The sequence below is a fragment of the Streptomyces sp. NPDC101166 genome, assembly GCF_044768125.1.
Classification (GTDB): Bacteria; Actinomycetota; Actinomycetes; order Streptomycetales; family Streptomycetaceae; genus Streptomyces.
The window spans coordinates 82868-106351 of sequence record NZ_JBIWPF010000006.1 but is presented as its reverse complement, the minus strand read 5'-3'; the positions used below and the strand labels follow the sequence as shown (position 1 = coordinate 106351).

Annotated in this window: 18 protein-coding genes and 2 pseudogenes; 9 read left to right on the top strand and 11 right to left on the bottom strand. The window is 72.2% G+C overall.

The genetic code is table 11. The annotated features are described in order from the left end of the window. Positions 1 to 2308 (top strand): bifunctional salicylyl-CoA 5-hydroxylase/oxidoreductase (locus ACIRS4_RS13315; RefSeq protein WP_404194249.1); only part of this gene is annotated, 2308 nt, incomplete at its 5' end. A gap of 24 nt (positions 2309 to 2332) precedes the next feature. Here ACIRS4_RS13315 and ACIRS4_RS13310 read toward each other — a convergent pair. Together ACIRS4_RS13310 and ACIRS4_RS13305 are read right to left on the bottom strand one after the other, a co-directional pair. Beyond that, on the bottom strand, positions 2333 to 3157 hold the full coding sequence (locus tag ACIRS4_RS13310) for a PaaX family transcriptional regulator C-terminal domain-containing protein (protein WP_404194246.1): 825 nt from the start codon (positions 3155 to 3157) through the stop codon (positions 2333 to 2335). Positions 3158 to 3172: 15 nt separating this feature from the next. Beyond that, positions 3173 to 4858: an AMP-binding protein gene (locus tag ACIRS4_RS13305; protein WP_404194244.1), complete on the bottom strand. Its 1686-nt coding sequence runs from the start codon at positions 4856 to 4858 to the stop codon at positions 3173 to 3175. Between the two features lie 245 nt (positions 4859 to 5103). On the opposite strand from ACIRS4_RS13305, the gene ACIRS4_RS13300 reads away from it, so the two are divergent. Together ACIRS4_RS13300 and ACIRS4_RS13295 are read left to right on the top strand one after the other, a co-directional pair. Beyond that, a complete protein-coding gene (locus ACIRS4_RS13300; RefSeq protein ID WP_404194241.1) occupies positions 5104 to 6240 on the top strand; it encodes an acyl-CoA dehydrogenase family protein in 1137 nt (378 codons plus the stop codon). Further along, positions 6237 to 6644 carry a RidA family protein gene (locus ACIRS4_RS13295; protein ID WP_404194238.1) on the top strand — a complete coding sequence of 136 codons (408 nt, stop codon included), beginning with the start codon at positions 6237 to 6239 and terminating at the stop codon, positions 6642 to 6644. The genes ACIRS4_RS13300 and ACIRS4_RS13295 overlap by 4 nt, the downstream gene beginning before the upstream one ends. 1 nt (position 6645) lies before the next feature. Here ACIRS4_RS13295 and ACIRS4_RS13290 read toward each other — a convergent pair whose 3' ends face one another. Then, entirely contained in the window at positions 6646 to 6840 is a 195-nt protein-coding gene (locus ACIRS4_RS13290) for a DUF5999 family protein (protein WP_404194236.1), read from the bottom strand. 239 nt (positions 6841 to 7079) lie between these two features. Here ACIRS4_RS13290 and ACIRS4_RS13285 point away from each other — a divergent pair, with 239 nt between their 5' ends. Then, on the top strand, positions 7080 to 7517 hold the full coding sequence (locus ACIRS4_RS13285) for a DUF6299 family protein (RefSeq protein WP_404194233.1): 438 nt from the start codon (positions 7080 to 7082) through the stop codon (positions 7515 to 7517). Between the two features lie 100 nt (positions 7518 to 7617). Here the strand turns inward: ACIRS4_RS13285 and ACIRS4_RS13280 are convergent, their stop codons facing one another. The 4 genes from ACIRS4_RS13280 to ACIRS4_RS13265 all read right to left on the bottom strand — a co-directional run bounded on the left by ACIRS4_RS13280 (position 7618) and on the right by ACIRS4_RS13265 (position 11060). Continuing rightward, complete coding sequence (locus ACIRS4_RS13280; RefSeq protein ID WP_404194231.1) at positions 7618 to 8403, bottom strand: M23 family metallopeptidase; 786 nt, start codon at positions 8401 to 8403, stop codon at positions 7618 to 7620. A 75-nt stretch (positions 8404 to 8478) separates the two neighbouring features. Next, positions 8479 to 9408, bottom strand: coding sequence for a C40 family peptidase (locus tag ACIRS4_RS13275; RefSeq protein ID WP_404194229.1), 930 nt, complete (start codon positions 9406 to 9408; stop codon positions 8479 to 8481). A gap of 128 nt (positions 9409 to 9536) precedes the next feature. Beyond that, on the bottom strand, positions 9537 to 10322 hold the full coding sequence (locus ACIRS4_RS13270) for an RNA polymerase sigma factor (RefSeq protein ID WP_404194227.1): 786 nt from the start codon (positions 10320 to 10322) through the stop codon (positions 9537 to 9539). A gap of 87 nt (positions 10323 to 10409) precedes the next feature. Continuing rightward, positions 10410 to 11060 carry a M15 family metallopeptidase gene (locus ACIRS4_RS13265; protein ID WP_404194225.1) on the bottom strand — a complete coding sequence of 217 codons (651 nt, stop codon included), beginning with the start codon at positions 11058 to 11060 and terminating at the stop codon, positions 10410 to 10412. A gap of 390 nt (positions 11061 to 11450) precedes the next feature. Between ACIRS4_RS13265 and ACIRS4_RS13260 the strand changes: the two genes are divergently transcribed. The 4 genes from ACIRS4_RS13260 (at position 11451) to ACIRS4_RS13245 (ending at position 17173) form a co-directional block, all read left to right on the top strand. Beyond that, the gene (locus ACIRS4_RS13260; RefSeq protein ID WP_404194223.1) at positions 11451 to 14648 is read left to right on the top strand and encodes an AfsR/SARP family transcriptional regulator; all 3198 of its coding nucleotides are present in this window, start codon (positions 11451 to 11453) and stop codon (positions 14646 to 14648) included. A 114-nt stretch (positions 14649 to 14762) separates the two neighbouring features. Next, entirely contained in the window at positions 14763 to 15269 is a 507-nt protein-coding gene (locus ACIRS4_RS13255; RefSeq protein ID WP_404194221.1) for a hypothetical protein, read from the top strand. 66 nt (positions 15270 to 15335) lie between these two features. Continuing rightward, positions 15336 to 15755: a peptidase M23 gene (locus ACIRS4_RS13250; protein ID WP_404194218.1), complete on the top strand. Its 420-nt coding sequence runs from the start codon at positions 15336 to 15338 to the stop codon at positions 15753 to 15755. Positions 15756 to 16117: 362 nt separating this feature from the next. Further along, positions 16118 to 17173, top strand: coding sequence for a beta family protein (locus tag ACIRS4_RS13245; protein ID WP_404194215.1), 1056 nt, complete (start codon positions 16118 to 16120; stop codon positions 17171 to 17173). Between the two features lie 255 nt (positions 17174 to 17428). Here ACIRS4_RS13245 and ACIRS4_RS13240 read toward each other — a convergent pair. The 4 genes and pseudogenes from ACIRS4_RS13240 to ACIRS4_RS13225 form a co-directional block, all read right to left on the bottom strand. Next, positions 17429 to 17620 (bottom strand): annotated as a pseudogene (locus ACIRS4_RS13240) (nucleotidyl transferase AbiEii/AbiGii toxin family protein); the annotation flags it as partial. 5 nt (positions 17621 to 17625) lie between these two features. Continuing rightward, positions 17626 to 17991: pseudogene (locus tag ACIRS4_RS13235) on the bottom strand (hypothetical protein); the annotation flags it as partial. 254 nt (positions 17992 to 18245) lie between these two features. Further along, positions 18246 to 19775 (bottom strand): helix-turn-helix domain-containing protein, encoded by a 1530-nt coding sequence (locus ACIRS4_RS13230; RefSeq protein WP_404194212.1) that lies wholly within the window; start codon positions 19773 to 19775, stop codon positions 18246 to 18248. A 65-nt stretch (positions 19776 to 19840) separates the two neighbouring features. Beyond that, positions 19841 to 20041, bottom strand: a complete 201-nt coding sequence (locus tag ACIRS4_RS13225) for a DUF4236 domain-containing protein (RefSeq protein WP_352245921.1) — start codon at positions 20039 to 20041, stop codon at positions 19841 to 19843. A gap of 310 nt (positions 20042 to 20351) precedes the next feature. Between ACIRS4_RS13225 and acnA the strand changes: the two genes are divergently transcribed. Beyond that, positions 20352 to 23069: an aconitate hydratase AcnA gene (acnA, locus tag ACIRS4_RS13220; protein WP_404194209.1), complete on the top strand. Its 2718-nt coding sequence runs from the start codon at positions 20352 to 20354 to the stop codon at positions 23067 to 23069. Positions 23070 to 23484 lie beyond the last annotated feature (415 nt).

Below are 23484 nucleotides of genomic sequence, written 5' to 3'. Positions count from 1 at the left end.
CACGACGCACCCGCGGTCGCCAGAAGACTCCAGCCACCCCCGACGCACAGCGATCATCGGCGGCGGCCCCGCCGGCCTCTACGCCGCGGCCCTGCTGAAGAACCTGAACCCCCACCGCGAGGTGACCCTCTGGGAGCGCAACGCCCCCGACGACACCTTCGGCTTCGGCGTCGTCCTCTCCGATGAGACCCTCGGCGGCATAGAGAACGCGGACCCGGTCGTCTACGCCGCCCTGGAACGGGAGTTCACCCGCTGGGACGACATCCACATCGTCCACCGAGGCGCCCGCCACACCGCCGGAGGCCACGGCTTCGCGGCCCTCGGCAGGAAGAAGCTCCTCCAGATCCTGCACGCCCGCTGCCACGCCCTCGGAGTGGACCTCCGCTTCAACACCCCCGCCCCACCCGCGGAGCGCCTCGCCGAGACGCACGACCTCGTCATCGCCGCCGACGGAGTCCACAGCACCACCCGCGACACCCACGCCCACCTCTTCCGCCCGAACATCGTGAACCACCGCTGCCGCTACATCTGGCTCGCCGCGGACTTCGCCTTCGACGCCTTCCGCTTCGAGATCGCCGAGACCGAGCACGGCGTGATGCAACTTCACGGCTACCCCTACGCGTCCGACGCCTCCACCGTGATCGTCGAGATGCGCGAGGAGGTGTGGCGGGCGGCCGGCTTCGGGGAGCTCGGGGAGGAGGAGTCCGTCGAACGCTGCGCGAAGATCTTCGCGGACGCGCTGGGCGGCCGGCCGCTCAGGTCCAACCACTCGACGTGGTCGACCTTCCGCACGGTCGTCAACGAGCGCTGGTCGCACGGCAACACGGTCCTGCTGGGCGACGCCGCCCACACCGCCCACTTCTCCATCGGCTCCGGCACCAAGCTCGCCGTGGAGGACGCCCTCGCCCTGGCCGCGTGTCTGGAGGAACAACCGTCCCTGCCGGAGGCGTTGGCCGCCTACGAGGCCGAGCGCCGCCCCGTCGTCGCCTCCACCCAGCGTGCCGCCCGTGCCAGCCTGGACTGGTTCGAGGACCTCGCCCGCCACGTCGGCCAGCCGCCCCGCCGGTTCGCCTTCAACCTGCTCACCCGCAGCCGGCGCGTCACCCACGACAACCTCCGGCTGCGCGATGCCCGTTTCACCGAGGGCGTGGAGCGGGAGTTCGGCTGCCCGCCCGGCACGCCCCCGATGTTCACCCCGTTCCGGCTGCGCGGCCTGACCCTGCGCAACCGGCTCGTCGTCTCCCCGATGGACATGTACTCGGCCGTCGACGGCCTCCCCGGCGACTTCCACCTCGTCCACCTCGGCGCCCGCGCCCTCGGCGGGGCGGCACTGGTGATGACGGAGATGGTGTGCGTCAGCGAGCAGGGCCGGATCACCCCCGGCTGCACCGGCCTCTACACCGGCAGGCAGATGGAGGCGTGGCGGCGGATCACCGACTTCGTCCACACCCGGGCACCGGGCGCAGCGATCGGCGTCCAGCTCGGCCACAGCGGCCGCAAGGGCTCGACCCGACTGATGTGGGAGGGCATGGACGAGCCGCTGCCCGAAGGCAACTGGCCGCTGGTGGCCGCCTCCGCGCTGCCGTACAAGCCGGGCAGCCAGCTGCCCCGCGAGCTGAGCCGCGCCCAACTCACGGATGTGCGCGAGCAGTTCACCGCGGCCGCCGGGCGGGCCGCCCGCGCCGGCTTCGACCTGCTCGAACTGCACTGCGCACACGGCTACTTGCTGTCCGGCTTCCTCTCCCCCCTCACCAACCGCCGCACCGACGCCTACGGCGGCTCGCTCGCCCGGCGGCTCCGCTTCCCGCTGGAGGTCTTCGACGCCGTACGGGCCGTATGGCCGCAGGAACGGCCGATGACGGTCCGGATCTCCGCCACCGACTGGGCCGAGGGCGGCACCACGGCGGAGGACGCCGTCGAGATCGCCCGCGCCTTCGCCGCGCACGGCGCCGACGCGATCGACGTGTCGACCGGCCAGGTCGTCGCCGAGGAGGAACCGGAGTTCGGCCGGTCGTACCAGACGCCCTTCGCGGACCGCATCCGCAACACGGTGGGACTGCCGGTGATCGCGGTCGGCGCGATCTCCTCCTGGGACGACGTCAACTCACTGATCCTCGCAGGCCGGGCCGACCTCTGCGCCCTGGGCCGCCCCCACCTCCACGACCCGCACTGGACGCTGCACGCGGCCGCCGAGCAGGGCTACGACGGCCCCGGCGTCCTGTGGCCGGCGCCGTACCGCGCGGGCAGCCGCCCCCCGCGCACCGGCCGCACCGACGCCCCGAAGCCCCGCCTCACACTGCGCAGTTGACGTGCGGGAGCGGCCGCCCGCCCGTCACCCGGGCGGTCCTCCCGCGGCGAACTCCGCTCCCGCGTCCCGCAGTCGCTCGTGCAGGCCCCGGAAGACCGCCGCCGAGCGCGTGCCCGGCCAGTCCGAGGGCAGCAGGTGGGCGGGCAGACCCGGGTCGGCGTAGGGGAGATGGCGCCAGGAGTCCAGAGCGAGGAGGTAGTCGTGGTAGGCCTCCTCCGGCGGGGTGTCCGCACGCCGCTCCCAGGCGCGCAGCACGTCCGCGTGCCGGTCGAGGAACGCCTCGTGCCGCTCGGCGAGGGCGGTCAGGTCCCACCAGCGGGCGACGGCGTCGACGGTCGGCGCGAAACCCAGGTGCTCGCCGCGGAAGAAGTCCACGTAGACCTCCAGGCGCAGCCTCTCCAGCGTGTGCCGGGTCTCCTCGTAGAGACGGGCGGGGGCGATCCACACACCGGGCGCGGCCGTGCCGAAGCCCAGCCCCGCCAGCCGGGAGCGCAGGACGTGCCGCTTCTGCCGTTCCGACTCCGGTACGGAGAACACCGCCAGCACCCAGCCCTCGTCCTCGGGCGGCACGGCGGCGTAGATCCGCCGGTCGCCGTCGTCGAGCATCTGCCGCGCGTCCGGGGACAGCTCGTACCCGGCCGCGCCCCGCGCCGTACGGGCCGGCAGGAGCAGCCCTCGGCGCTTCAGTCTGGACACCGACGAGCGCACGGAGGGCGAGTCCACGCCGACCGCGGCGAGCAGCCGGATCAGCTCGGCGACGGGCACGGGGCCCGCCGCGAAACGGCCGTACGCGCCGTAGAGCGTGACGATGAGAGACCGGGGTGCAGGCTGGTCGAACACGTTGATCATCTTAGGTCGTCGGTATCACCGCTGGTCATCGCGGGTGTCCGCGGCGGCGTCGGTACCGGTCTCCACGCCCGTGCGCAGCCGGAAGCGCTGGAGCTTGCCGGTCGCGGTGCGCGGCAGCGAGTCCAGCAGAACGATCTCGCGCGGACACTTGTACGGCGCCAGCTCGGTCTTGACGAAGGCCCGCAGCGCCTCGGTGTCCCGCCGCGCGCCGGCCCGCAGGACCGCGAACGCCACGACGACGTGACCTCGCGCCTCGTCCGGCCGCCCGACCACGGCCGCCTCGACCACGTCCGGGTGCCGCAGCAGCGCCTCCTCCACCTCGGGGCCGGCGATGTTGTACCCGGCGGAAATGATCATGTCGTCCGCTCGGGCGACGTAACGGAAGTGCCCGTCGCTCTCCCGGACATAGGTGTCGCCGGTGATGTTCCACCCGTCCCGCACGTACTCCCGCTGTCGGGCGTCGGCCAGATAGCGGCAGCCGACGGGGCCGCGCACGGCGAGCAGTCCGGGCCGCCCGTCGGGGACGGGGACGCCCCGCGCGTCCTGTACGCGCGCCTGCCAGCCGGGGACGGGCACGCCCGTCGTGCCGGGCCGGATGTGCTCGTCGGCGGCGGAGATGAAGATGTGCAGCAGCTCGGTGGCGCCGATGCCGTTGATCAGCCGCAGTCCGGTCCGCTCGTGCCAGGCGCGCCAGGTGGCGGCGGGCAGGTTCTCCCCGGCCGAGACGCAGCGCCGCAGCGAGGACAGGTCGTGCGCGCGAGAGGTGCCCCGCGTGGTGTGTCCGTCGCCTCCGTCGAGTTCCTCCAGCATCGCGCGGTACGCGGTCGGCGCGGTGAACAGCACGGACACCCGGTGGGCGGCGATCGCCGGCAACAGCTGCTTGGGGCCCGCCTGTTCGAGCAGCAGAGTGCTCGCACCGGCCCGCAGCGGGAAGACGAGCAGCCCGCCGAGGCCGAAGGTGAAACCGAGCGGAGGGCTGCCGGCGAACACATCGTCGGCATGGGGTCTGAGCACATGCCTGGAGAAGGTGTCGGCTGTGGCGAGCACATCCCGGTGGAGGTGCATGCACCCCTTGGGGCGACCGGTGGTGCCGGAGGTGAAGGCGATCAGCGCCACGTCGTCGGCGGCGGTGTCCACGGCCCGGTACGGCGCGTCCGGCGCCGGCCGGCGCAACAGGTCGTCGGGAGCGTCACCGCCGTACGTGGTGATCCGCAGCCCGGGGATCTCCGCCTCGGCGAGGTCGTCGACGGTCCGGACGTCGCACAGGGCGTACCGTACCCGGGCCATCTCGCACATCGTGCGCAGCTCGTGGGGACGCTGCTGGGCCAGCACGGTGACCGCGATCGCGCCCGTTTTCAGCACCGCCAGCCAGCACGCCGCCAGCCACGGCGTGGTGGGCCCGCGCAGCAGCACCCGATTGCCGGGGACGACCCCGAGGGCGCCGGTGAGGACATGCGCCAGCCGGTCGACGCGGGCGCGCAGCTCGCCGTACGTCCACACCGGCCCGGTAGGGGTGCGGAACACGGGACGGCCGGCGTCGGGGCCGGCGAGCAGCTCGGCGGCGCAGTTCAGCCGTTCGGGGTAGCGCAGTTCCGGCAGGTCGAAGCACAGGTCGGGCCACTGGTCGGGCGGTGGGAGGTGGTCGCGCGCGAAGGTGTCGACGTGGGCCGAGCGGTGCCCGGCGGGTCGCGGGACGTTCATGGCGGGTCGCCCCCTTGCCGTGGTGGGCGCCGATAAGCGCCGTGGTGGGCGTCGATGGCGCCGTGTGGGCGCCTGGAGCGCCGTGGTGGGCGTCGTGGTGGGCTCGCTCACCGAGCGTATCGTGTCCGTGACGACAGTCAACGGTTCGCGATACCGTGGAGGGGCGCAGGGGAGAGGGGCCGGGGCAGACGCGCGGGGCAAGCGCACGGAGAGTCCGAGGGAGCCGTCGCAGAGAAGGGCCGACGATGTCCGCATTCTCGCTCGAACCGGAACAGACCGCCTGGTGCGCCGAACTGCGCGCACTGGCCGCCGACCGACTGCGCCCGCTCGCGGACAAGGTCGAGCCCGGCCGGGTCAACCGCCCGCTCCTCGCCGAACTCGGCCGACTGGGCCTGCTGTCCCGCCTGTTCACCTCCGGCGCCGTCGACCTCTGTCTGATGCGCGAGTCCCTCGCCCAGGGCTGCACCGAGGCGGAGACCGCCCTCGCCCTCCAAGGTCTCGGCGCACACCCCGTGCACGCCCACGGCACCCCCGCCCAGCGGGAGCGCTGGCTGCCCCGCGTCGCCGACGGCGACGCGGTCGCCGCGTTCGCGCTGAGCGAGCCCGGCGCCGGTTCCGACGCGGCGGCCCTCGCCCTGGCGGCCGAGCCCGACGGTCCGGACGGCTGGCGCCTGACCGGCGAGAAGTGCTGGATCTCCAACGCCCCCGAGGCCGACTTCTACACCGTGTTCGCCCGCACGGCCGAGGCCGCGGGCGCGCGCGGCGTGACCGCGTTCCTGCTGCCCGCCGACCGCCCCGGCCTGACCGGCTCCGCCCTCGACATGATCTCCCCGCACCCGATCGGCGCGCTGCGCTTCGACGCCGTCCCGGTCACGGCGGCCGACGTGCTCGGCGAGCCCGGGCACGGCTTCCGCGTGGCCATGTCCACCCTCGACCTCTTCCGCCCCAGCGTCGGCGCCTTCGCCATAGGCATGGCACAGGCCGCCCTGGACGCCACTCTCGCCCACACCGCCCGACGCACCGCTTTCGGCGGCAGACTGAGCGACCTTCAGGCCGTGTCCCACCAGGTCGCCGAGATGGCCCTGCGCACCGAGGCCGCCCGCCTCATGGTCCACGCGGCGGCGGCCGCGTACGACGCCGGCGCCCCGGACGTCCCGCGTCGCGCCGCCATGGCGAAGCTGCTCGCCACCGAGACCGCGCAGTATGTCGTCGACACGGCAGTCCAGTTGCACGGAGCGCGGGCGCTGCGCCGAGGGCACCTGCTGGAGCACCTGTACCGCGAGGTGCGGGCGCCACGCATCTACGAGGGGGCGAGCGAAGTGCAACGAGGCATCATCGCGAGGGAGTTGTACAGGGAGCTGCGCGAAAGGGAGGCCCGGTGAGCGTCGAGCGCGTCAACCCGACCGAGCTGTCTGCGCCCACCGGCTTCTCCCACGCCGTTGTCGCCACCGGCTCCCGCGTGGTGTTCCTGGCCGGCCAGACCGCGCTGGACCAGGCCGGGAAGGTGGTCGGCGAGACGCTGACGGAGCAGTTCGAGCGGGCCCTCGCCAACCTGCTGGCCGCCCTGGCCGCGGCGGGCGGCGCCCCCTCGGACCTGGCGCGGGTCACGGTCCATGTCACGGACGTGGCCGACTACCGGTCCCGGGCCGTCGAACTCGGCCGGATCTGGAGGCGGTTGGCGGGACGGGACTACCCGGCGATGGCGGTCGTCGGGATCGTGCGGCTGTGGGACGAGGACGCCCTCGTCGAACTCGACGGGTTCGCGGTCCTCGACGACCAGCCCTGAATCAGGCGGCGACCGCCGGCTTGTCGGCCGTCGCGCGGTGCGGGGCCACGACGCGGCCGTCGGGGAGCAGTTCACCGGAGTCGTCGAAGACGATCGTGCCGTCGCACAGCAGGCTCCAGCCCTGCTCGGGGTGGGCGGCGACGACGTGCGCGGGGCGGGCGCCGGCCGGGGCGCTCGGAGACTGGTGGGAACACATGGCGCACCTCCACGTCGGGGGACCGGCCGATCGGCGGGCCCCGTGCCTCAGACGATGCGCCTGCCCGACGGCCGCCGCCAGATGCCGCCGCCGAATGTGACAGCACCGGGACGACTCCACGACCGTATGCCGACGCCCGGTGCGGACTCGCCACCGAAGGGGTGACGGTCACCGGCGGGAGGGCGGCCGCCCGGTACCAGTGGAAACCGTCTGAGGTTCCTCACCCCCGGAGGTCATCCATGTCGTTGCGTCCCGCCCTCACCGCGGCCGTCGGCGCCGCCCTGCTCCTGCTGGCCGGCCCGGCCGCGTCCGCCGCCGTCGATCCGGCCCAGGTCGCGGAGGCCGTCACCGTCGACCCGGCCGCCGGCATCGCGGCGGACGGCACCGTCACCCTCTCCGGCACCTACCGCTGCGTGGACAGCACCGGCCCGGTGTTCGTCGCCTCCTCCATCGGCCAGGGCCCCTCGACCGTGCGCTACGGCATCGGCGGCAGCCGCGCCGTCTGCGACGGCGTCGAGCACCGCTGGGTGAACACCGGCAAGCCCGTGCCGGGCACGCTCAAGGCCGGTACGGCCCGGGTCGAGGCGACGATCGTGGAACTGCGCCCGCAGGGCCTGCTGCTCCTGCCCGAGTTCCACGCGGCCCAGCAGCAGGACGTCACGCTGGTCCAGAGCTGAACGAGCGAACACGCGACGGGGGCGCCGCGCCGGCCGGACGGACCGTCGCGACGCCCCTCGCGCAGGTGAGGCACCCGGCACAGTGTTCAGGATTGTGCCGTCAGCACTCCCTCACGCCGGGCAGCCAGGCGGCCGGGTCGTCGATGTAGATGTTGGTGATGTAGCCGCCGAGCGCCGGGATGTAGGACCAGGCGTCGTTGCTGTAGCCCTCGGCGTTGACCAGGTCGCCGCGCTTCTGGCACTCCACGTACACCGGCGTCGGCCCCGTCAGGGTGCGCACGACCGCCGCGTTCAGCCGCGCGTCCTGCCGCACCCGGACGGAGGTGCCCCAGGTGGTGAAGTTGGTTCCCGGCTGGCCCCCGCCGCCGCCCGGGGTGCACGGCAGGCCCACGCCGCGCGCCGACAGATAGGGCACCGGGTTCATGCCGCGGGTGCTGGACGTCGACTCGTGCGCCTCGAAGTGCAGGTGGTTGCCGGAGGAGTCGCCTTCGGAGCCCATGCGGGCGATCAGCTGACCGCTGCTCACACGCTCGTTCACGGAGACGAGCCGCTGGTACATGTGGCCGTACTCGGTGACGGTGCCGTCGTCGTGCCGGATGCGGATCCACTGGCCGTAGCCGCTCGCGGGACCGGAAGCGATGACCGTGCCGGAGCCGGTCGCGTGGATGGGCGTGCCGCGGTCGTTGGCGATGTCGACGCCGTCGTGCCCGGAGTGCCACCACTGGGTCACGGTGCCGGCGGCCGGACAGGAGCCGGCCTCGGCGGGCTTGGCGGGCGGGGCGGCGTCGGCCGCTCCGGCCGTGAGCGGGACCAGCCCGGCCGCGGCGAGCGCGGCGGCGAACAGGCCGACGGCCTTGGTGCGCTTGGTGCGAGTGAGTACGCGCATGGCGGTTTCTTCTCCGTACGTGGGTGATCGAGACGTGGGTGATCGAGTGGGAACGGGCGGCCGGACGGGCCGGGTTCAGCAGTTGGGGACGCCGGGCAGCCAGGCGGCCGGGTCGTCGATGTAGATGTTCGAGATCCAGGCGTTGTACTTCGGCAGATAGGACCAGGCGTCGTTGACGTATCCCTCGGCCCTGACCAACTCCCCGTGCGTCTGGCACTGGACGTCCACGGCGGTGGGCCGGGGCAGGGTGCCGACCGGGGGCCTGACGGTGCTGGGGTCCGGGCGCAGGCTCACCCCGGTGCCCCAGGTCATGAACCGCTTCGTGTTCGCCGGCGGCTGCTCGCCGGCCCCGGCGATGCGCAGGGCGCCCGCGTACTCGGCGTTCATCCGCACGTCGCTGACCATCACCAGCGTGCCGGACTCCCGGGCCTCGACCATCTTGCCGTTGCCGAGGTAGACGGCGATGTGGTGCACGCTGTTGAGGTTCGCCGGGTTCGTCCCCCAGAGCAGCAGGTCGCCCGGCTGCAGCGGGGCGAGGCCGTCGGCCCGCGAGAACCGGGCTGTGGCGCCGCTCCACTGAGCCTGGTTCCAGGACCCCTCGGGCAGGCTGATGCCGGCGCCCTGCCACGCCGCGTACTGCACGAGGTGCGAGCAGTCGAAGCCCCTCACCTGGCTGTCGTGGGCGCCGGGGCCGCCGCCCGGGTAGTCCTGGCCGTACGTCGGCCCGTGGATGGAGCCGCCGCCCCAGGAGTACGGCACCCCGATCTGGGAGCACGCGGCGTTGACGATCGCCTGCGCCTGGGCCGGCGCGCCGGTCAGCGCACGACAGTCGGCGGCGGCCGCGGAGGCGCCGGCTGTGGACGTCGCGGGCACGCCGGCCGGTGCGGCGTACGCCGTGCCGGTGCAGGCCAGCGCGGTGGCGAGGAGCAGTCCGCCGGCGGACGCGACGGTGCGGTGGACGCGGTGGGTTCGGTCGATTCGCTGAGTGCGGTGTGCACGGCGCATGGTGGGGTCCCCCTGATTCAGGTGGCGCTGTGGTGGGTGATCCGCAGGATGACCGGATCACTGGGTCAACGGACGAGGCGGGTGGATGGTGAGGCCCGCGGACGGGTGAGACGGCTGGTCGGTCCGCCTCAGACGCATGCCGCCGAGGCCCGCCGGACGGCCTTCCCGGCCCTCGCGGCCCTCGCGGCCTTTTCGTTCTCCTCGGCTTTCTCCGCCCGCGTGCCTTTCGCAGCCCTCGTGTCTGTCGTGTCTTTCGCAGCTTTCGGGGCTTTCGTGGTGGTGACGGTCGAGGCGCCGGTTTCGTATGCGTCGAGTGCGGCGCGCATTTTGGCGAGCCCGCGCATCCGGTTGCGCTGGACGGTGCCGCGGTGCGCGCCGAGCCGCTCGCCCGCCATGTCGTGGGTCAGCCCCTCGATGTCGACGAGGATCACGGCGGCCGCCTCTTTGGGGGACAGCCCGCGCAGCAGGGAAGCGGCCGCCGACTCCGCCTCCCTGGTCGCGAAGCCGCCGTCCCAACCCCGTTCGGGCAGCCGGTCGGTGCAGTGCTCACGGCGTGCGGGATGCCGCCAGGAGTCGCGCAGCAGGTTCAGCGCCGCGGCACAGGTGTAGGCGTACGGCTGCTGCTGACGCGCCAGGGTGCGGTCGCGGGCCCGGCGTGAGAGCCGGACGTACGTCTCCTGGAGCAGGTCGTCGGCGTCGTGCGGGTCGCCCGTCAGCGCCAGCAGTCGGCGCCGCAGTCTCGGCATCACCGCCGTGAACGCCTCGTCGAACTCGGCGGCGGTCATGTGATCGGCGCGGCCGGCCTCCACCGCGAGGGCCGAGGCGGCCGCGTTCGCGGCCTGGGCGGTGGGCGTGGCCTGGGCGGTGGGCGTGGCGGTCGTGGTCGTCGGCGGCGGGACGGAGATGGTCTGCACGGTGTTCCCCCGGGTCTGTCTCACGGTGCGGTGCGGTGGTGCGAGCTGCGGTGAGGCGCTGTGCGGTCGGGTGCGTGACGTTCGCGGCTACCGGTCGGCGGGCCCGTACTCGGCGGCGGGCGCAGTGGTCAGCAGCGCCCAGTACCGGTCGCCGTACGACCAGTGCCACCACTCGGTCGGGTAGTTGACGAAGCCCGCCGCCGTCATCGCCCGGTGCAGCAGCAGCCGGTTGGCCCGTGCCTCGGCGTCGATGTTGGTCGCGGCGGTGCGGCAGCCGCCCTCGCTCTCCTCCGGGGTGGCGTTGACCTCGGTGCCGAGGGGGAGCTCCGTCCCGTCCTCGGTGCACAGGGTCAGATCCACCGCGCCGCCGCTGACGTGCGGCGCGACCTCCGGGGGCGAGATGTAGGCGCTGGCCAGCTCACGGATGCGGGCCGGTGAGGCGTCGGGGTGGGCGGAGCGCAGCGTGGCGGAGTAGGCGTCGAAGTAGCTGCGCTGCAACGCCGGCGGGCGGAACCCCTCGACCAGCAGCAGGCGCACGCCCGTGGGCAGCGCGCCCTGGGCGAACAGCAGTCGGCGCAGGACGTCGGCCCGGACGTGCGCGTACGAACCGTCGGCGTCCGCTTTGCGGGCGTCGACGCGCAGTACGGCCGAGTCGCGGACGTCGACCAGTCGTTCGCCGTTCTCCACGACGCGGATCTCGGCCACTCGCCGGTCCGAGAGCAGGATGAGTTCTGTCACGCACACAGCGTCGGCAGGGCCTCTGCAGAACACCTGCAGCACACCTGTATGCGGTCTGAAGAAGTCCTGCAGAAAGCCTGCAGAGCCTCTGCAGACGGCATGAGAATCAGCCTCACCGGTATGCGGATAATGCGGCTCGTCTCTCATACGGGCGCCCGGCCGGCAACGTCTCCCGTTCGACGTCGGACAGTCGCCACTTCGGATGAGGAGGTAATCCCACCGGGCGTCCGTCGAATTCCGGCCAAACGCCGTTCACGCCGGTCTGCCGTGTGAAAAAGGGCAGGCCGGCATGAGGCATGCCCGCCGTCGGCCGCCGGTATCTTGTCCCCGACTGCGGGAACGCGAAATCGGGGGATCACGGTGGACGTTCGCCTTCTGGGCCCTGTCGAGGTGTCGAGCGAAGGAAAGCGGATTCCGCTCAACGGCGCCAAACCGACGGCCATACTGGCCGCACTCGTCATTCATCTGGGTGAAGTTCTGTCCGCCGGACGCCTGGTCGACCTGGTGTGGGAGGAGGAGCCGCCGGCCACCGCACGGGCGCTCGTCGCCACCCATGTGTCAGGTCTGCGCCGCGCCCTCGCCGGCACCACGGGCGACGGCGTCATCGGTACCCGGTCGCCGGGCTACGTCGCCGACCTGCCGCCCGCCGCCGTCGACGCCCGGCGCTTCGAACAGGCCTACGCCGCCGGACGCCGGGCGGCGCTCGAAGGCCGGCCCGAGGACGCCGTCGACACCCTCGAGGAGGCGCTGCGGCTGTGGCGCGGCCAGGACGCCCTCGAAGGCCTGGGTCAGTCCTTCGCCCGGGTCGAGGCCATGCGACTGCGTGAACTCCGTCTGGAGGCGCAGGAGTTCCGTTTCGCCGCCGAACTGGACCTGGACCGCCGCACCGACCTCGTCGCCGAACTCGTCGCCCATGTCGCGGCCAACCCCCTGCGTGAGCGACCCCGCGGCCAGTTGATGACGGCGTTGTTCCGCGCCGGCCGGGTGGCCGACGCGCTGCGCTCCTACGACGAGGGCCGCCGCCTCCTGCGTGCCGAACTCGGCATCGATCCCGGGCAGGAACTGCGCGCCCTGCACCAGGCGTTGCTGCGTGCCGACACCGCCGTGCTCGGCGCCCCGGCCCGGCGGCCCGCCACGCACGCCACCCGCACGGCCCCAGCGCCGGCCGGGCCCGCCGACCCGTCGCACGCCCCCGGCGACGACCGTCCGCTCCCTCGCCCGCGCGTCGGCGCCGAACCGCCCCACGAGGACGCCGAACCGCCTCGCGACACCACGGACCGGCGACCCGCACCCTCCCAACTGCCCCCGGACGTAGCGGACTTCGCCGGACGTTCCGAGCAGATCGCCTGGGCCACCGACGTGCTGGAACGGGTCCGGGACCCCGAGCGCACCGCACCGCCCATCGGCGTCGTCTCCGGCCGCTCGGGCACCGGCAAGACCGCGCTCGCCGTGCACGTGGGCCACCGCACCGCCGCGCTCTTCCCCGACGGCCGGCTCTTCGTGGACCTGCGCGCCTCCGACCTGGAGCCGGTACGGACCGCCGACGCCCTCGCCCGGCTGCTGCGCGCCCTCGGCGTCGACCCCGACACCCCCGCCCGGGACGAGGAGGACCTCCTCGGGCTCTACCGCACCCACATCGCGCGACGCCGGGTGCTGCTGATCCTCGATAACGCTGTCAACGAGGCGCTGCTGCGCCCCCTGCTGCCCCCGGGCGGCGGCTCCGCCGTGCTGGTCACCAGCCGGCGCCGGCTGGTCGCGATCGAGGGCGCGGCCCACCTCGATCTCGACGTCCCCTCGGAGGAGGAGGCCCTCGACCTGCTGGCCCGCGTGGCGGGACCGGCGCGGGCCGGTGTGGAGCCCGCGCGGGCCGCCGAGATCGTCGCTCTGTGCGGGCGGCTCCCGCTCGCCGTCCGTGTCGCCGGCGCCCGCCTCGCCGCCCGCCCGCACTGGACGCCGGCCCGGCTCGCCGCACGGCTGCGCGACGAGCGCCGCCGACTGGACGAACTCCAGGCCGGCGACCTGGAGGTGCGCGCGAGCCTCGGACTCGGCTACGCGGACCTCGGCGCGCAGGAGCGACGCGCCCTGCGCCGACTGGCCTTGATGGATCTGCCGGACTTCGCCGCCTGGGTCGCCGGCCCGCTCCTCGACGTCACCGCCGACGAGGCGGAGGAAGCGGTGGAGCGGCTCGTCGACTGCTACTTCGTGGAGGTGGTCCGCACCGACGAGACCGGCAGGACCCGCTACCGCATCCACGACCTCGCGCGCGAGCACGCCCGGGAACGCTGCCTGGCCGACGAGGACCGCGGGGAGCGGGAGGCGGCGGTCCGCCGGCTCGTGGACCGGTGGCTGGACATGGCGCGCAGCGCGGCGGCCCGCGGCCCCGGCGGGGCGTCGCGCCTCTTCCTGCTCGCGACCGGGGCGGCGCACGACGCGCTGTACGAGACGCTGAACCTGGCCTCCCGCTCGGCGTCGCCCTTCTCGCCCCGCAAGCAGGACCAGGGGTCCCACCCGGCCGCAGAGCCCACCGCCTGGTTCGCCGCCGAACAACGGTGTCTGCTCGCCGCGGTGACGCACTGCGCGGAGCACGGCATGCTCGACGCGGCGCGGGAGCTGGCCGCCGCCCTCATGGCGGCCTCCGCCGCGCTCTACAACGGCTTCGACGCCTGGTCCCGCTCCCACGACGTCGCCCTGAAGGCGGCGCGCCGCGGCGGCGACGTCGAGGGCGAGGCCTGGTTGTTGCAGGGCCTCGGGCAACTCCGCCTGGAACAGGACCGTTTCGACGACGCGTACGCCCTGTTCGCCGCGGCGCTGCGCCTCTTCGAGGACAGGGACGTACCGCGCGGGCGGGCGCAGACCCTGGCCGGCATGGGCGCGGCCCGCCGTGAACAGGCCCGTTTCGACGAGGCGTTGACCCTGCTGGCGGCGGCCCTCGCACAGAACCGGGAGCCGGAGGACGACGCCTTCACGGCCCATGTGCTGTACGGCATGGGCTGTGTGCACCGCGACCAGGGCCGCTACGAGGAGGCGTGGGACGCCCTGTCCCGTGCCCATCAGCTGTACATCGCGGCCCGCGACCGGCACGGAGAAGCCCTCACCCTGCGCGCACAGGGCCTGTGGCACCGGGCGCGGGGTGAGCTGCGCGCGGCGGAGTCGCTGCTGCGCAGGTCGCTCGCCCTCTTTGAGGAGACGGGCGACGCGTACGGGGTGATGTACGCGAGCCAGTCCCTGGCCAAGGTCGAGTTCCGGCAGGGCCGGATGGCCGAGTCCCGCGAACGCCTGGACCGGTGCCTGGACCTCACCAGGGAGCGCCAGGACATGTTCGGGGAGGCGCTCGTCCTGCGCACGCTCGGCGAATGGCACCTCGCGGCGTCCGACTGGACTTCCGCGACCGAGGACCTGCGCCGGGCCCTCGGCCTCTGGGAGAAGCTGGACCTCCCTCTGTGGCGCGCCCGCACCCTCCGCGACCTCGCCTCCGCAGCGCGGGGAGGGGGAGAAACCGGGCCGGCAGGGGAACTGCGGGAGGAAGCCCGGCGCGTGTTCCAGGAACTGGGCAGCCGCGAGGCGACCGAGGACGCCCCGGCCGGTTGAGACCCCGCCGCCGACGGCACGCGGCGGCAGTCATACGGACTCCGCCCGCCGCCCGTCCCTCACACGGACAGGGCGGCGCCCGCCGTCGCTGCCGCTTCGGGGAAGGAACCCACGATGACGCACACGTCACCGGCAACGACCGAGCACGCACGACGCGGACACGAGGGCCGCCCGGACGACGACGGCCGGGCACGCGGCCGCCGCGGGGGAGGCCTCGCCGGCAGGGCGCTGCGGACGCTCGCCGGTCTGCTGGCGGTTGTCGCGTCGCTCCTCGTCATCGGCGCGCAGCCGGCCGCCGCGCACCCGCCCACCGGGTCCGTGTACGTGTGGGCCAGCGACGTACGGGTGCGCGACTGCCAGAGCACCTCCTGCTCCCTCGCCACCAACGAAGTGCTCACCAGGGTCAGGGTCCAGGCGTACTGCCAGGTCGACAACGGCGCGGCCGGCCGCGTGACCGACGGCCCGTACACCAACACCTACTGGGTGCAGGTCATCACGCCGGGCCGGACGCTGGGCTGGATCTCGGCGGTCTATGTCAGCGGCGGCTCCAACAACTCCCCGGTGCCCGGCGCCCCGGTCGACGGCCCCTCGGACCCCACCATCGACTGCGAGTACATCTAGTCCTTCCGGCAGAGCAGGCTCCGGAACCTCAGCCACACCGACCGCGCACACAGACCACAGAGGCCCATGAACACGAGAAGCCTGACCAGGGTGGCGGCCACGGCCGCCGCCCTGGCCGCCACCCTCCTGATCGCGTCGCCGACTGCGGCCTCCGCGGCCCCCGCGACGCTGAAACCCGCCCCCGCCCCCGCGGCCCTGACCCCCGTCTACATCTGGGCCACCGGCGTCAACGTCCGCCATGACGGAGCCGACGCGGACTGCGTCTTCTACCCGTCGCGGGCGACCTGCCCGACCGTCGTCGCCACCGTCTCGCGCACCACGGCACGGGGTCACTGCCAGCGCGAGGGCGAGACCATTCACGACAGCGGTTACAGCAACCGCTGGTGGACCCTGGTCGAGCTGGCCGACGGCAAGGTCGGCTGGGTCAACAACATCTACATCCAGGGCGGCGAGAAGATCGCCGGAGTGCCCGACTGCTCCTGGTGAACCCGACGCGACAACCGTGGGCCACCGCCACGCGGTGGCCCACGGTCGTGTTGGTCCCGCCTGCCGGAACGTGCATCGTTCTCCCTGACAAGTGCTCACGGTGCCGTGGCTCGGGGAGTCGATGTCGGGAGACTCTCAGTTCATCGTGGTCCGGCAACTCCAGCGTATGCAGCACCTCGGACTTGCCCGGTGCGTCCGGGCCGCCATCACCACCGGACATCACGAATCGTGCTTGCACACCCTCACCAGGCACTTGCCCACATCGGCCACGCGGGCCGAAATCGCCCTCTTTTCAACTGCTGCGAGATGAACGGACCCTGGCGGGAAGGGATGCGCACGGACGGTGCCGAGGGGGAGCCGCGATGTCCGGACCGCTCTATGTTCCCGTTCTGCCGACGAAGCCGCACGCGGCCGGTGCCTTCCGGCGGCTCTGGCCGGACGTCCGGGCCACGATCAGGCCGCTGTGGAACCTGCCACCATTGCCCGGGGTGCCGCCGGAGACGCTGGGTACAGCGGTCGGCACGTACGTCGATCGGGTGAGTGCCGTGAGCCGTCACGGCGGTTGGATCGACGCTCCCTTCGGTGAGGACGTCCAAACCGCCGCTCTCGCCGAAGCGTTGGCCGGCTACTGCGAGTGGGGACGGCTGCGACCGGTCACCGGGCCGGAGAGGACCGCGGAGCAGCAGGCGGCGGCCGTGGAGACGGCCCGCCGCTGCCTGCGTGGCCTGGGCGTGCGGGTGCGGGTCACGGGGGAGTGGGATGGCCGCCTCGGTGAAGGCGTCAGGGGCCTTCTGGCGCTGACCGGTCCCGAGATGCCCCTGGATCTGCTGCTCGACATGGGCACGGTTCTCGACGACCGGCCCGAGGCGGGTAAGGAGGCGGTGCGCGCCCTCGATGCGCTGGTGCCCTTGACGGTCTGGCGGAGCGCCGCCCTGCTCGGAGGCGGCTTTCCGCTGGTCACCGCCGACATGCTGGAGGAGGGATCGTGCGAGGCGTCACGGGCGGAGTGGCGTATGTGGCACGAGGTGCGTGCGACGGGCCGGGACTACGCTCCGCTGCTTTACTACGGCGATTACGGGGTGCAGCCCCCTGGCGCCCTCGCGCAGGCCCCGGCGCCGGGGAGGAAGGGCGGCCCGCCCTGGGGTGCGCTCCGCTACACGATCGACAGCTCGTACTTCGTCGTCAAGACGCTGACCCGCGGGCCGGACCGTGTCGCCGTCAACCGAGTCGCGGCCCGCCGGATCATCGAGCTGCCTGAGTTCCGGGGGTCTGGGGCTGGGCAGGGTGAGGAGTGGCTGAGCGACTGTGCGAACGGCCCGCTGTCGAGCAGCGAGGGTGTGGGCGGGCCGGCGGAGTGGCTGAGAGCGGGAAATCTCCAGCAAGTGACGTACGTCGTACGGAGCCTGCCCGACGATTGAGCGGGCCGTCGGACAGGCTCCGCGGAACCCGCCCTTCCTGTCCGTGGCTCAGACGGTGTCTTGATCGGCTGTAGCCCGCCGGCCTGACATGGGGATGGTCGAGTGGATGGTGCCGGACGGGCTGTGGGAGCTCGCTCCGGGAATTCCGCCGGTACGGCCGTGCCCGGCAGGTCGGCGGGGTCGGTCTCCCGGGTCAGGAAGTACAGCTGACCGTCCTGCTCGCAGTACTCGCCGTGCACGCTGAAGCAGAGCACCGTCCAAGCCGGCGCGGAGCGTGGCGGCGATGTCGGCCAGGGGCGCCGGGTTCTCGGTGGCGACGTCGAGGTCCTGGCTGGGGCGGTCCACGAGGCGGTGTGCCCGCACGGCGTATCCACCGGTGAGAACCAGTGGATACGGGGAACCGGGCGCGATCACATCCGCCAGGAGCCGCGTGTGCCGCTCCGGCATGTCCGTCACGCGGCTGCCCGGGTGCGGGAGGCGAGCTGGGGGAAGGCGTCTTCCCACACGGCCCGCACGGTACGACCGACGAGGGTGCGCAGCACCGGCCACAGGTGGAGGAGCAGATCCCGGTTGAGGTAGCGGGGCAGATCGTCGTGCAGGCCCTCGTGCAGAACGGTGCGGTACAGGCCCATACGCTGGCGCGGCTTGTCCAAGTCGTATGAGGTCATCCCGGACCAGGCCATGTGCAGCGGAAGTTCCACGACACCGTGGGCCGGCCCGTGCAGCTCGTCCAGCGACTCCGGTAGACGGCGGCGGAACTTCGCCCGGTACCGCGCGAGGTCCTCGGCGTCCGCGCCCGAGACGTCCCTTGGAGCGGGGTGCGGGGTGCGGGGTGCTGTGGGCTGGAGGGCATGACTCCACTATGGCGGCGGGAGACGTTGCGAGGGTCATGATCCGCGAGCCGGCGTCCGGAGCGGAGGGGGCGGATCCCCGGGCGAGCTGGTCGCCGCAATCTGCTCAGCCCTGAGCAGGACGGACTCTCCGTCTGGACGCCAGAGACGCCCACGAGTTCCCTCCTTCCCTGCATTTGCGCAGGTCAGGAGGGATCTTTCGCTGCTTTTTCCCAGAGCCTTCAGATGTCCCGGAACGTCTCGATCTGCGCGCCGATCGAGTTCAGCCGCTCCGCCAGGTCCTCGTAGCCGCGGTTGATGACGTACACGTTGCGCAGGACGGACGTGCCCTCGGCCGCCATCATCGCCAGCAGGACGACCACCGCGGGACGCAGCGCGGGCGGGCACATCATCTCGGCGGCGCGCCAGCGGGTGGGGCCCTCGACCAGGACGCGGTGCGGGTCGAGCAACTGGAGCCGTCCGCCCAGGCGGTTGAGGTCGGTGAGGTAGATCGCGCGGTTGTCGTAGACCCAGTCGTGGATGAGGGTCTTGCCCTGGGCGACGGCGGCGATGGCCGCGAAGAAGGGGACGTTGTCGATGTTCAGGCCGGGGAAGGGCATCGGGTGGATCTTGTCGATCGGCGCCTCCAGCTTGGAGGGCCGCACGGTGAGGTCCACCAGGCGGGTGCGGCCGTTGTCGGCCGGGTACTCCGGGGTCCGGTCGTGGTCGAGCCCCATCTCCTCCAGGACGGCCAGCTCGATCTCCAGGAACTCGATCGGCACCCGGCGCACCGTCAGCTCCGACTCGGTGACGACGGCGGCGGCCAGCAGGCTCATCGCCTCGACCGGGTCCTCGGAGGGGGAGTAGTCGACGTCGACGTCGATGTCCGGAACGCCGTGCACGGTGAGCGTGGTCGTGCCGATGCCCTCGACCTTCACGCCGAGCGCCTCCAGGAAGAAGCACAGGTCCTGGACCATGTAGTTGGAGGAGGCGTTGCGGATGACGGTCACGCCGTCGTGCCGGGCGGCGGCCAGCAGCGCGTTCTCCGTCACGGTGTCGCCGCGCTCGGTCAGCACGATCGGCCGGTCCGGGCGGGCCGTCCGGTCGACCTGGGCGTGGTACTGCCCCTCCGTCGCGGCGATGTCCAGCCCGAACCGGCGGAGCGCGATCATGTGCGGCTCGATGGTCCGCGTCCCGAGGTCGCAGCCGCCGGCGTACGGCAGCTTGAAGTGGTCCATGCGGTGCAGCAGCGGACCGAAGAACATGATGATCGACCGGGTGCGCACGGCGGCCTCGGCGTCGATCGCGTCCATGTCCAGCCGGGCCGGCGGGGCGATCTCCAGGTCCACGCCGTCGTTGATCCACCGCGTCCGCACACCGATGGAGTTGAGCACTTCCAGGAGGCGGTAGACCTCCTCGATGCGGGCCACCCGCCGCAGCACCGTGCGCCCCCGGTTGAGCAGGGAGGCGCAGAGCAGGGCGACGCAGGCGTTCTTGCTGGTCTTCACGTCGATGGCGCCGGACAGCCGCCGGCGCCCCACGACGCGCAGATGCATCGGTCCCGCGTAGCCCAGAGAGACGATTTCGCTGTCCAGCGCCTCGCCGATTCGAGCGATCATCTCAAGGCTGATGTTCTGGTTTCCGCGCTCGATGCGATTCACGGCGCTCTGGCTGGTTCCTAGCGCGTCGGCGAGCTGTGCCTGTGTCCAGCCCCGGTGCTGACGGGCGTCACGGATGAGCTTGCCGATGCGTACGAGGTAGTCGTCTGCCATGTGGCTGAGGTTATCTCAGATATGAGATTGCACCTCACGGAGGGGGCCATTCGGGTGAAGGTTCGTCAGCGTCGCTTGGCGGTACGGGTGCGACGCCATCCGAAGGGTCCGGGCAGGTCCATGGAGGTCGTACGGCGGCCGGTGCTGCTGTGGGTGTGCCGGGGGCCGTGCGAGCCGCCGCCGGTGGTGATGGACCAGGAGTGCCGGTTGATGTTCAGACGTACGCCGGGCAGGATCCGGAAACTCTTGCGGAACGTGAGGGCCATCGGGCCTCCTTCGACGGGTCGTGCAGCGGAAAGCGTTCTCCGCCGTCGTCTACCCCCACTCCGCGCTGTCATGACCACGCGACCCCCGGCGGGCGCTCCCGCACGGGCTCCGCGGGCCCGGGCATGACCAATCAGCCCTCATGTACTAGAGTTATCTCGACATCGAGATATCTGCCGAGGCGCACCGCAGTCGCACGCATCCCCGGTCTGGCAGTAAGGGTTACCTAACTTAGCCTGACCTCAGCGGATCGGACAAGCTCGCGTGGCGGCAGGATGCGGTGGTACGCGCACATCAATGAAGGAGACTGTCGTGTCGGCGAACAGCTTCGACGCCCGCAGCACGCTGCAGGTGGGCGACGAGTCGTACGAGATCTTCCGGCTGGACAAGGTGGAGGGCTCGGCCCGCCTGCCGTACAGCCTCAAGGTCCTGCTGGAGAACCTGCTCCGCACGGAGGACGGCGCGAACATCACCGCCGACCACATCCGCGCCCTCGGCAACTGGGACTCGCAGGCCCAGCCCTCCCAGGAGATCCAGTTCACGCCGGCCCGCGTGATCATGCAGGACTTCACCGGCGTCCCCTGTGTCGTCGACCTCGCCACCATGCGTGAGGCCGTCAAGGAGCTCGGCGGCGACCCGGCGAAGATCAACCCGCTGGCCCCGGCCGAGCTGGTCATCGACCACTCCGTCATCGCCGACAAGTTCGGCAGCCACGACGCCTTCGCGCAGAACGTGGAGCTGGAGTACGGCCGCAACAAGGAGCGCTACCAGTTCCTGCGCTGGGGCCAGACCGCCTTCGACGAGTTCAAGGTCGTCCCGCCCGGCACCGGCATCGTCCACCAGGTGAACATCGAGCACCTGGCGCGCACGGTCATGGTCCGCGGTGGCCAGGCGTACCCCGACACCCTCGTCGGCACCGACTCGCACACCACCATGGTCAACGGCCTCGGCGTCCTCGGCTGGGGCGTCGGCGGCATCGAGGCCGAGGCCGCGATGCTCGGCCAGCCGGTCTCCATGCTCATCCCGCGCGTCGTCGGCTTCAAGCTCACCGGTGAGCTCCAGCCCGGCACCACCGCCACCGACCTCGTCCTCACCATCACCGAGATGCTGCGCAAGCACGGCGTCGTCGGCAAGTTCGTCGAGTTCTACGGCGAGGGCGTCGCCGCCACCTCCCTGGCGAACCGCGCCACCATCGGCAACATGTCCCCGGAGTTCGGCTCCACCGCCGCGATCTTCCCGATCGACGACGAGACCCTGAACTACCTGAAGCTGACCGGCCGTTCCGAGCAGCAGGTCGCGCTCGTCGAGGCGTACGCCAAGCAGCAGGGCCTCTGGCTGGACCCGAAGGCCGAGCCGGACTTCTCCGAGAAGCTCGAGCTGGACCTGTCGACGGTCGTCCCGTCCATCGCCGGCCCGAAGCGCCCGCAGGACCGCATCGTCCTCGCGAACGCCGCCGAGCAGTTCAAGCAGGACGTCCTCAACTACGTCGACGCTGTCGACGAGGCTGGCCAGGAGTCCTTCCCGGCCTCCGACTCCCCGGCTGTCGCGCCCAACGGCGCCCCGTCCAACCCGGTCACCGTCACCGCCCCCGACGGCTCGACCTACGAGATCGACCACGGTGCGGTGACGGTCGCGGCCATCACCTCCTGCACCAACACCTCGAACCCGTACGTCATGGTCGCCGCCGCCCTCGTCGCGAAGAAGGCCGTGGAGAAGGGCCTGACCCGCAAGCCGTGGGTCAAGACCACCCTCGCGCCCGGCTCGAAGGTCGTCACCGACTACTTCGACAAGGCGGGCCTCACCCCGTACCTCGACAAGGTCGGCTTCAACCTCGTCGGCTACGGCTGCACCACCTGCATCGGCAACTCCGGCCCGCTGCCGGAGGAGGTCTCCAAGGCCGTCAACGACCACGACCTCGCGGTCACCTCGGTCCTCTCCGGCAACCGGAACTTCGAGGGCCGCATCAACCCCGACGTCAAGATGAACTACCTGGCGTCCCCGCCGCTGGTCGTCGCCTACGCCCTCGCCGGCTCCATGAAGGTCGACATCACGCGCGACGCCCTGGGCACCGACCAGGACGGCAACCCGGTTCACCTCAAGGACATCTGGCCCTCCGAGGCCGAGGTCAACGACGTCGTCGCCAACGCCATCGGCGAGGACATGTTCTCCAAGTCCTACCAGGACGTCTTCGCGGGCGACGCCCAGTGGCAGGCGCTGCCGATCCCGACCGGCAACACCTTCGAGTGGGACGCCGAGTCGACCTACGTCCGCAAGCCCCCGTACTTCGAGGGCATGGCGCACGAGCCGTCCCCGGTGACCGACATCACCGGCGCGCGCGTCCTCGCCAAGCTGGGCGACTCGGTCACCACCGACCACATCTCCCCGGCCGGCGCCATCAAGGCCGACACCCCGGCCGGCAAGTACCTCACCGAGCACGGTGTGGAGCGTCGTGACTTCAACTCCTACGGCTCCCGCCGAGGCAACCACGAGGTCATGATCCGCGGCACGTTCGCCAACATCCGCCTGCGCAACCAGATCGCGCCGGGCACCGAGGGCGGCTACACCCGCGACTTCACCCAGGCGGACGCGCCGGTGGCGTTCATCTACGACGCCTCGCGCAACTACATCGAGCAGGGCATCCCGCTGGTCATCCTGGCCGGCAAGGAGTACGGCTCCGGCTCGTCCCGCGACTGGGCCGCCAAGGGCACCGCGCTGCTCGGCGTGAAGGCCGTCATCGCCGAGTCCTACGAGCGCATCCACCGCTCCAACCTCATCGGCATGGGCGTGCTCCCGCTCCAGTTCCCGGAGGGCGCCTCCGCGCAGTCCCTCGGCCTGACCGGCGAGGAGACCTTCTCCTTCACCGGCGTCGAGGAGCTCAACAACGGCACCACCCCGCGCACGGTGAAGGTCACCACCGACACGGGCGTCGAGTTCGACGCGGTCGTCCGCATCGACACCCCCGGTGAGGCCGACTACTACCGCAACGGCGGCATCATGCAGTACGTGCTGCGCAGCCTGATCCGCAAGTAAGCGGCGGCGACACCCGCCGCAGCGGACTCAAGCCGCCACAGGGCCGCACCCCCACCCCGGGGGTGCGGCCCTGCGCCGTTCCAAGCCCGCCCTGCGTCGTTGCAAGTCGGCTGTGTGCTGTTCCGGTCCGGCCGTGTGCCGTTGCGAGCCGGTCGTGTGCCGTTTCGATCCGGCGGTGCGCCGTTCCAAGCCCGCCCCGTGCCGTTCCGAGCCGGCCCTGCGCCGTTCCGAGCCGGCCCTGCATCGTCCCCGCACCACCCCCGGCCCGCGCAGGCGCGCCTCGGACTTCGCCCCGCCCGTGCGGTGGGCGTTTACAAACGCGCGCTCTGCCGTTATCTTCCGGCTCAGGTGAGGTGGGAGCGCTCCCATCCGGTGGACCGGAACCCGCCCCGGGTTCGCTCCCGCTTCACGTCTC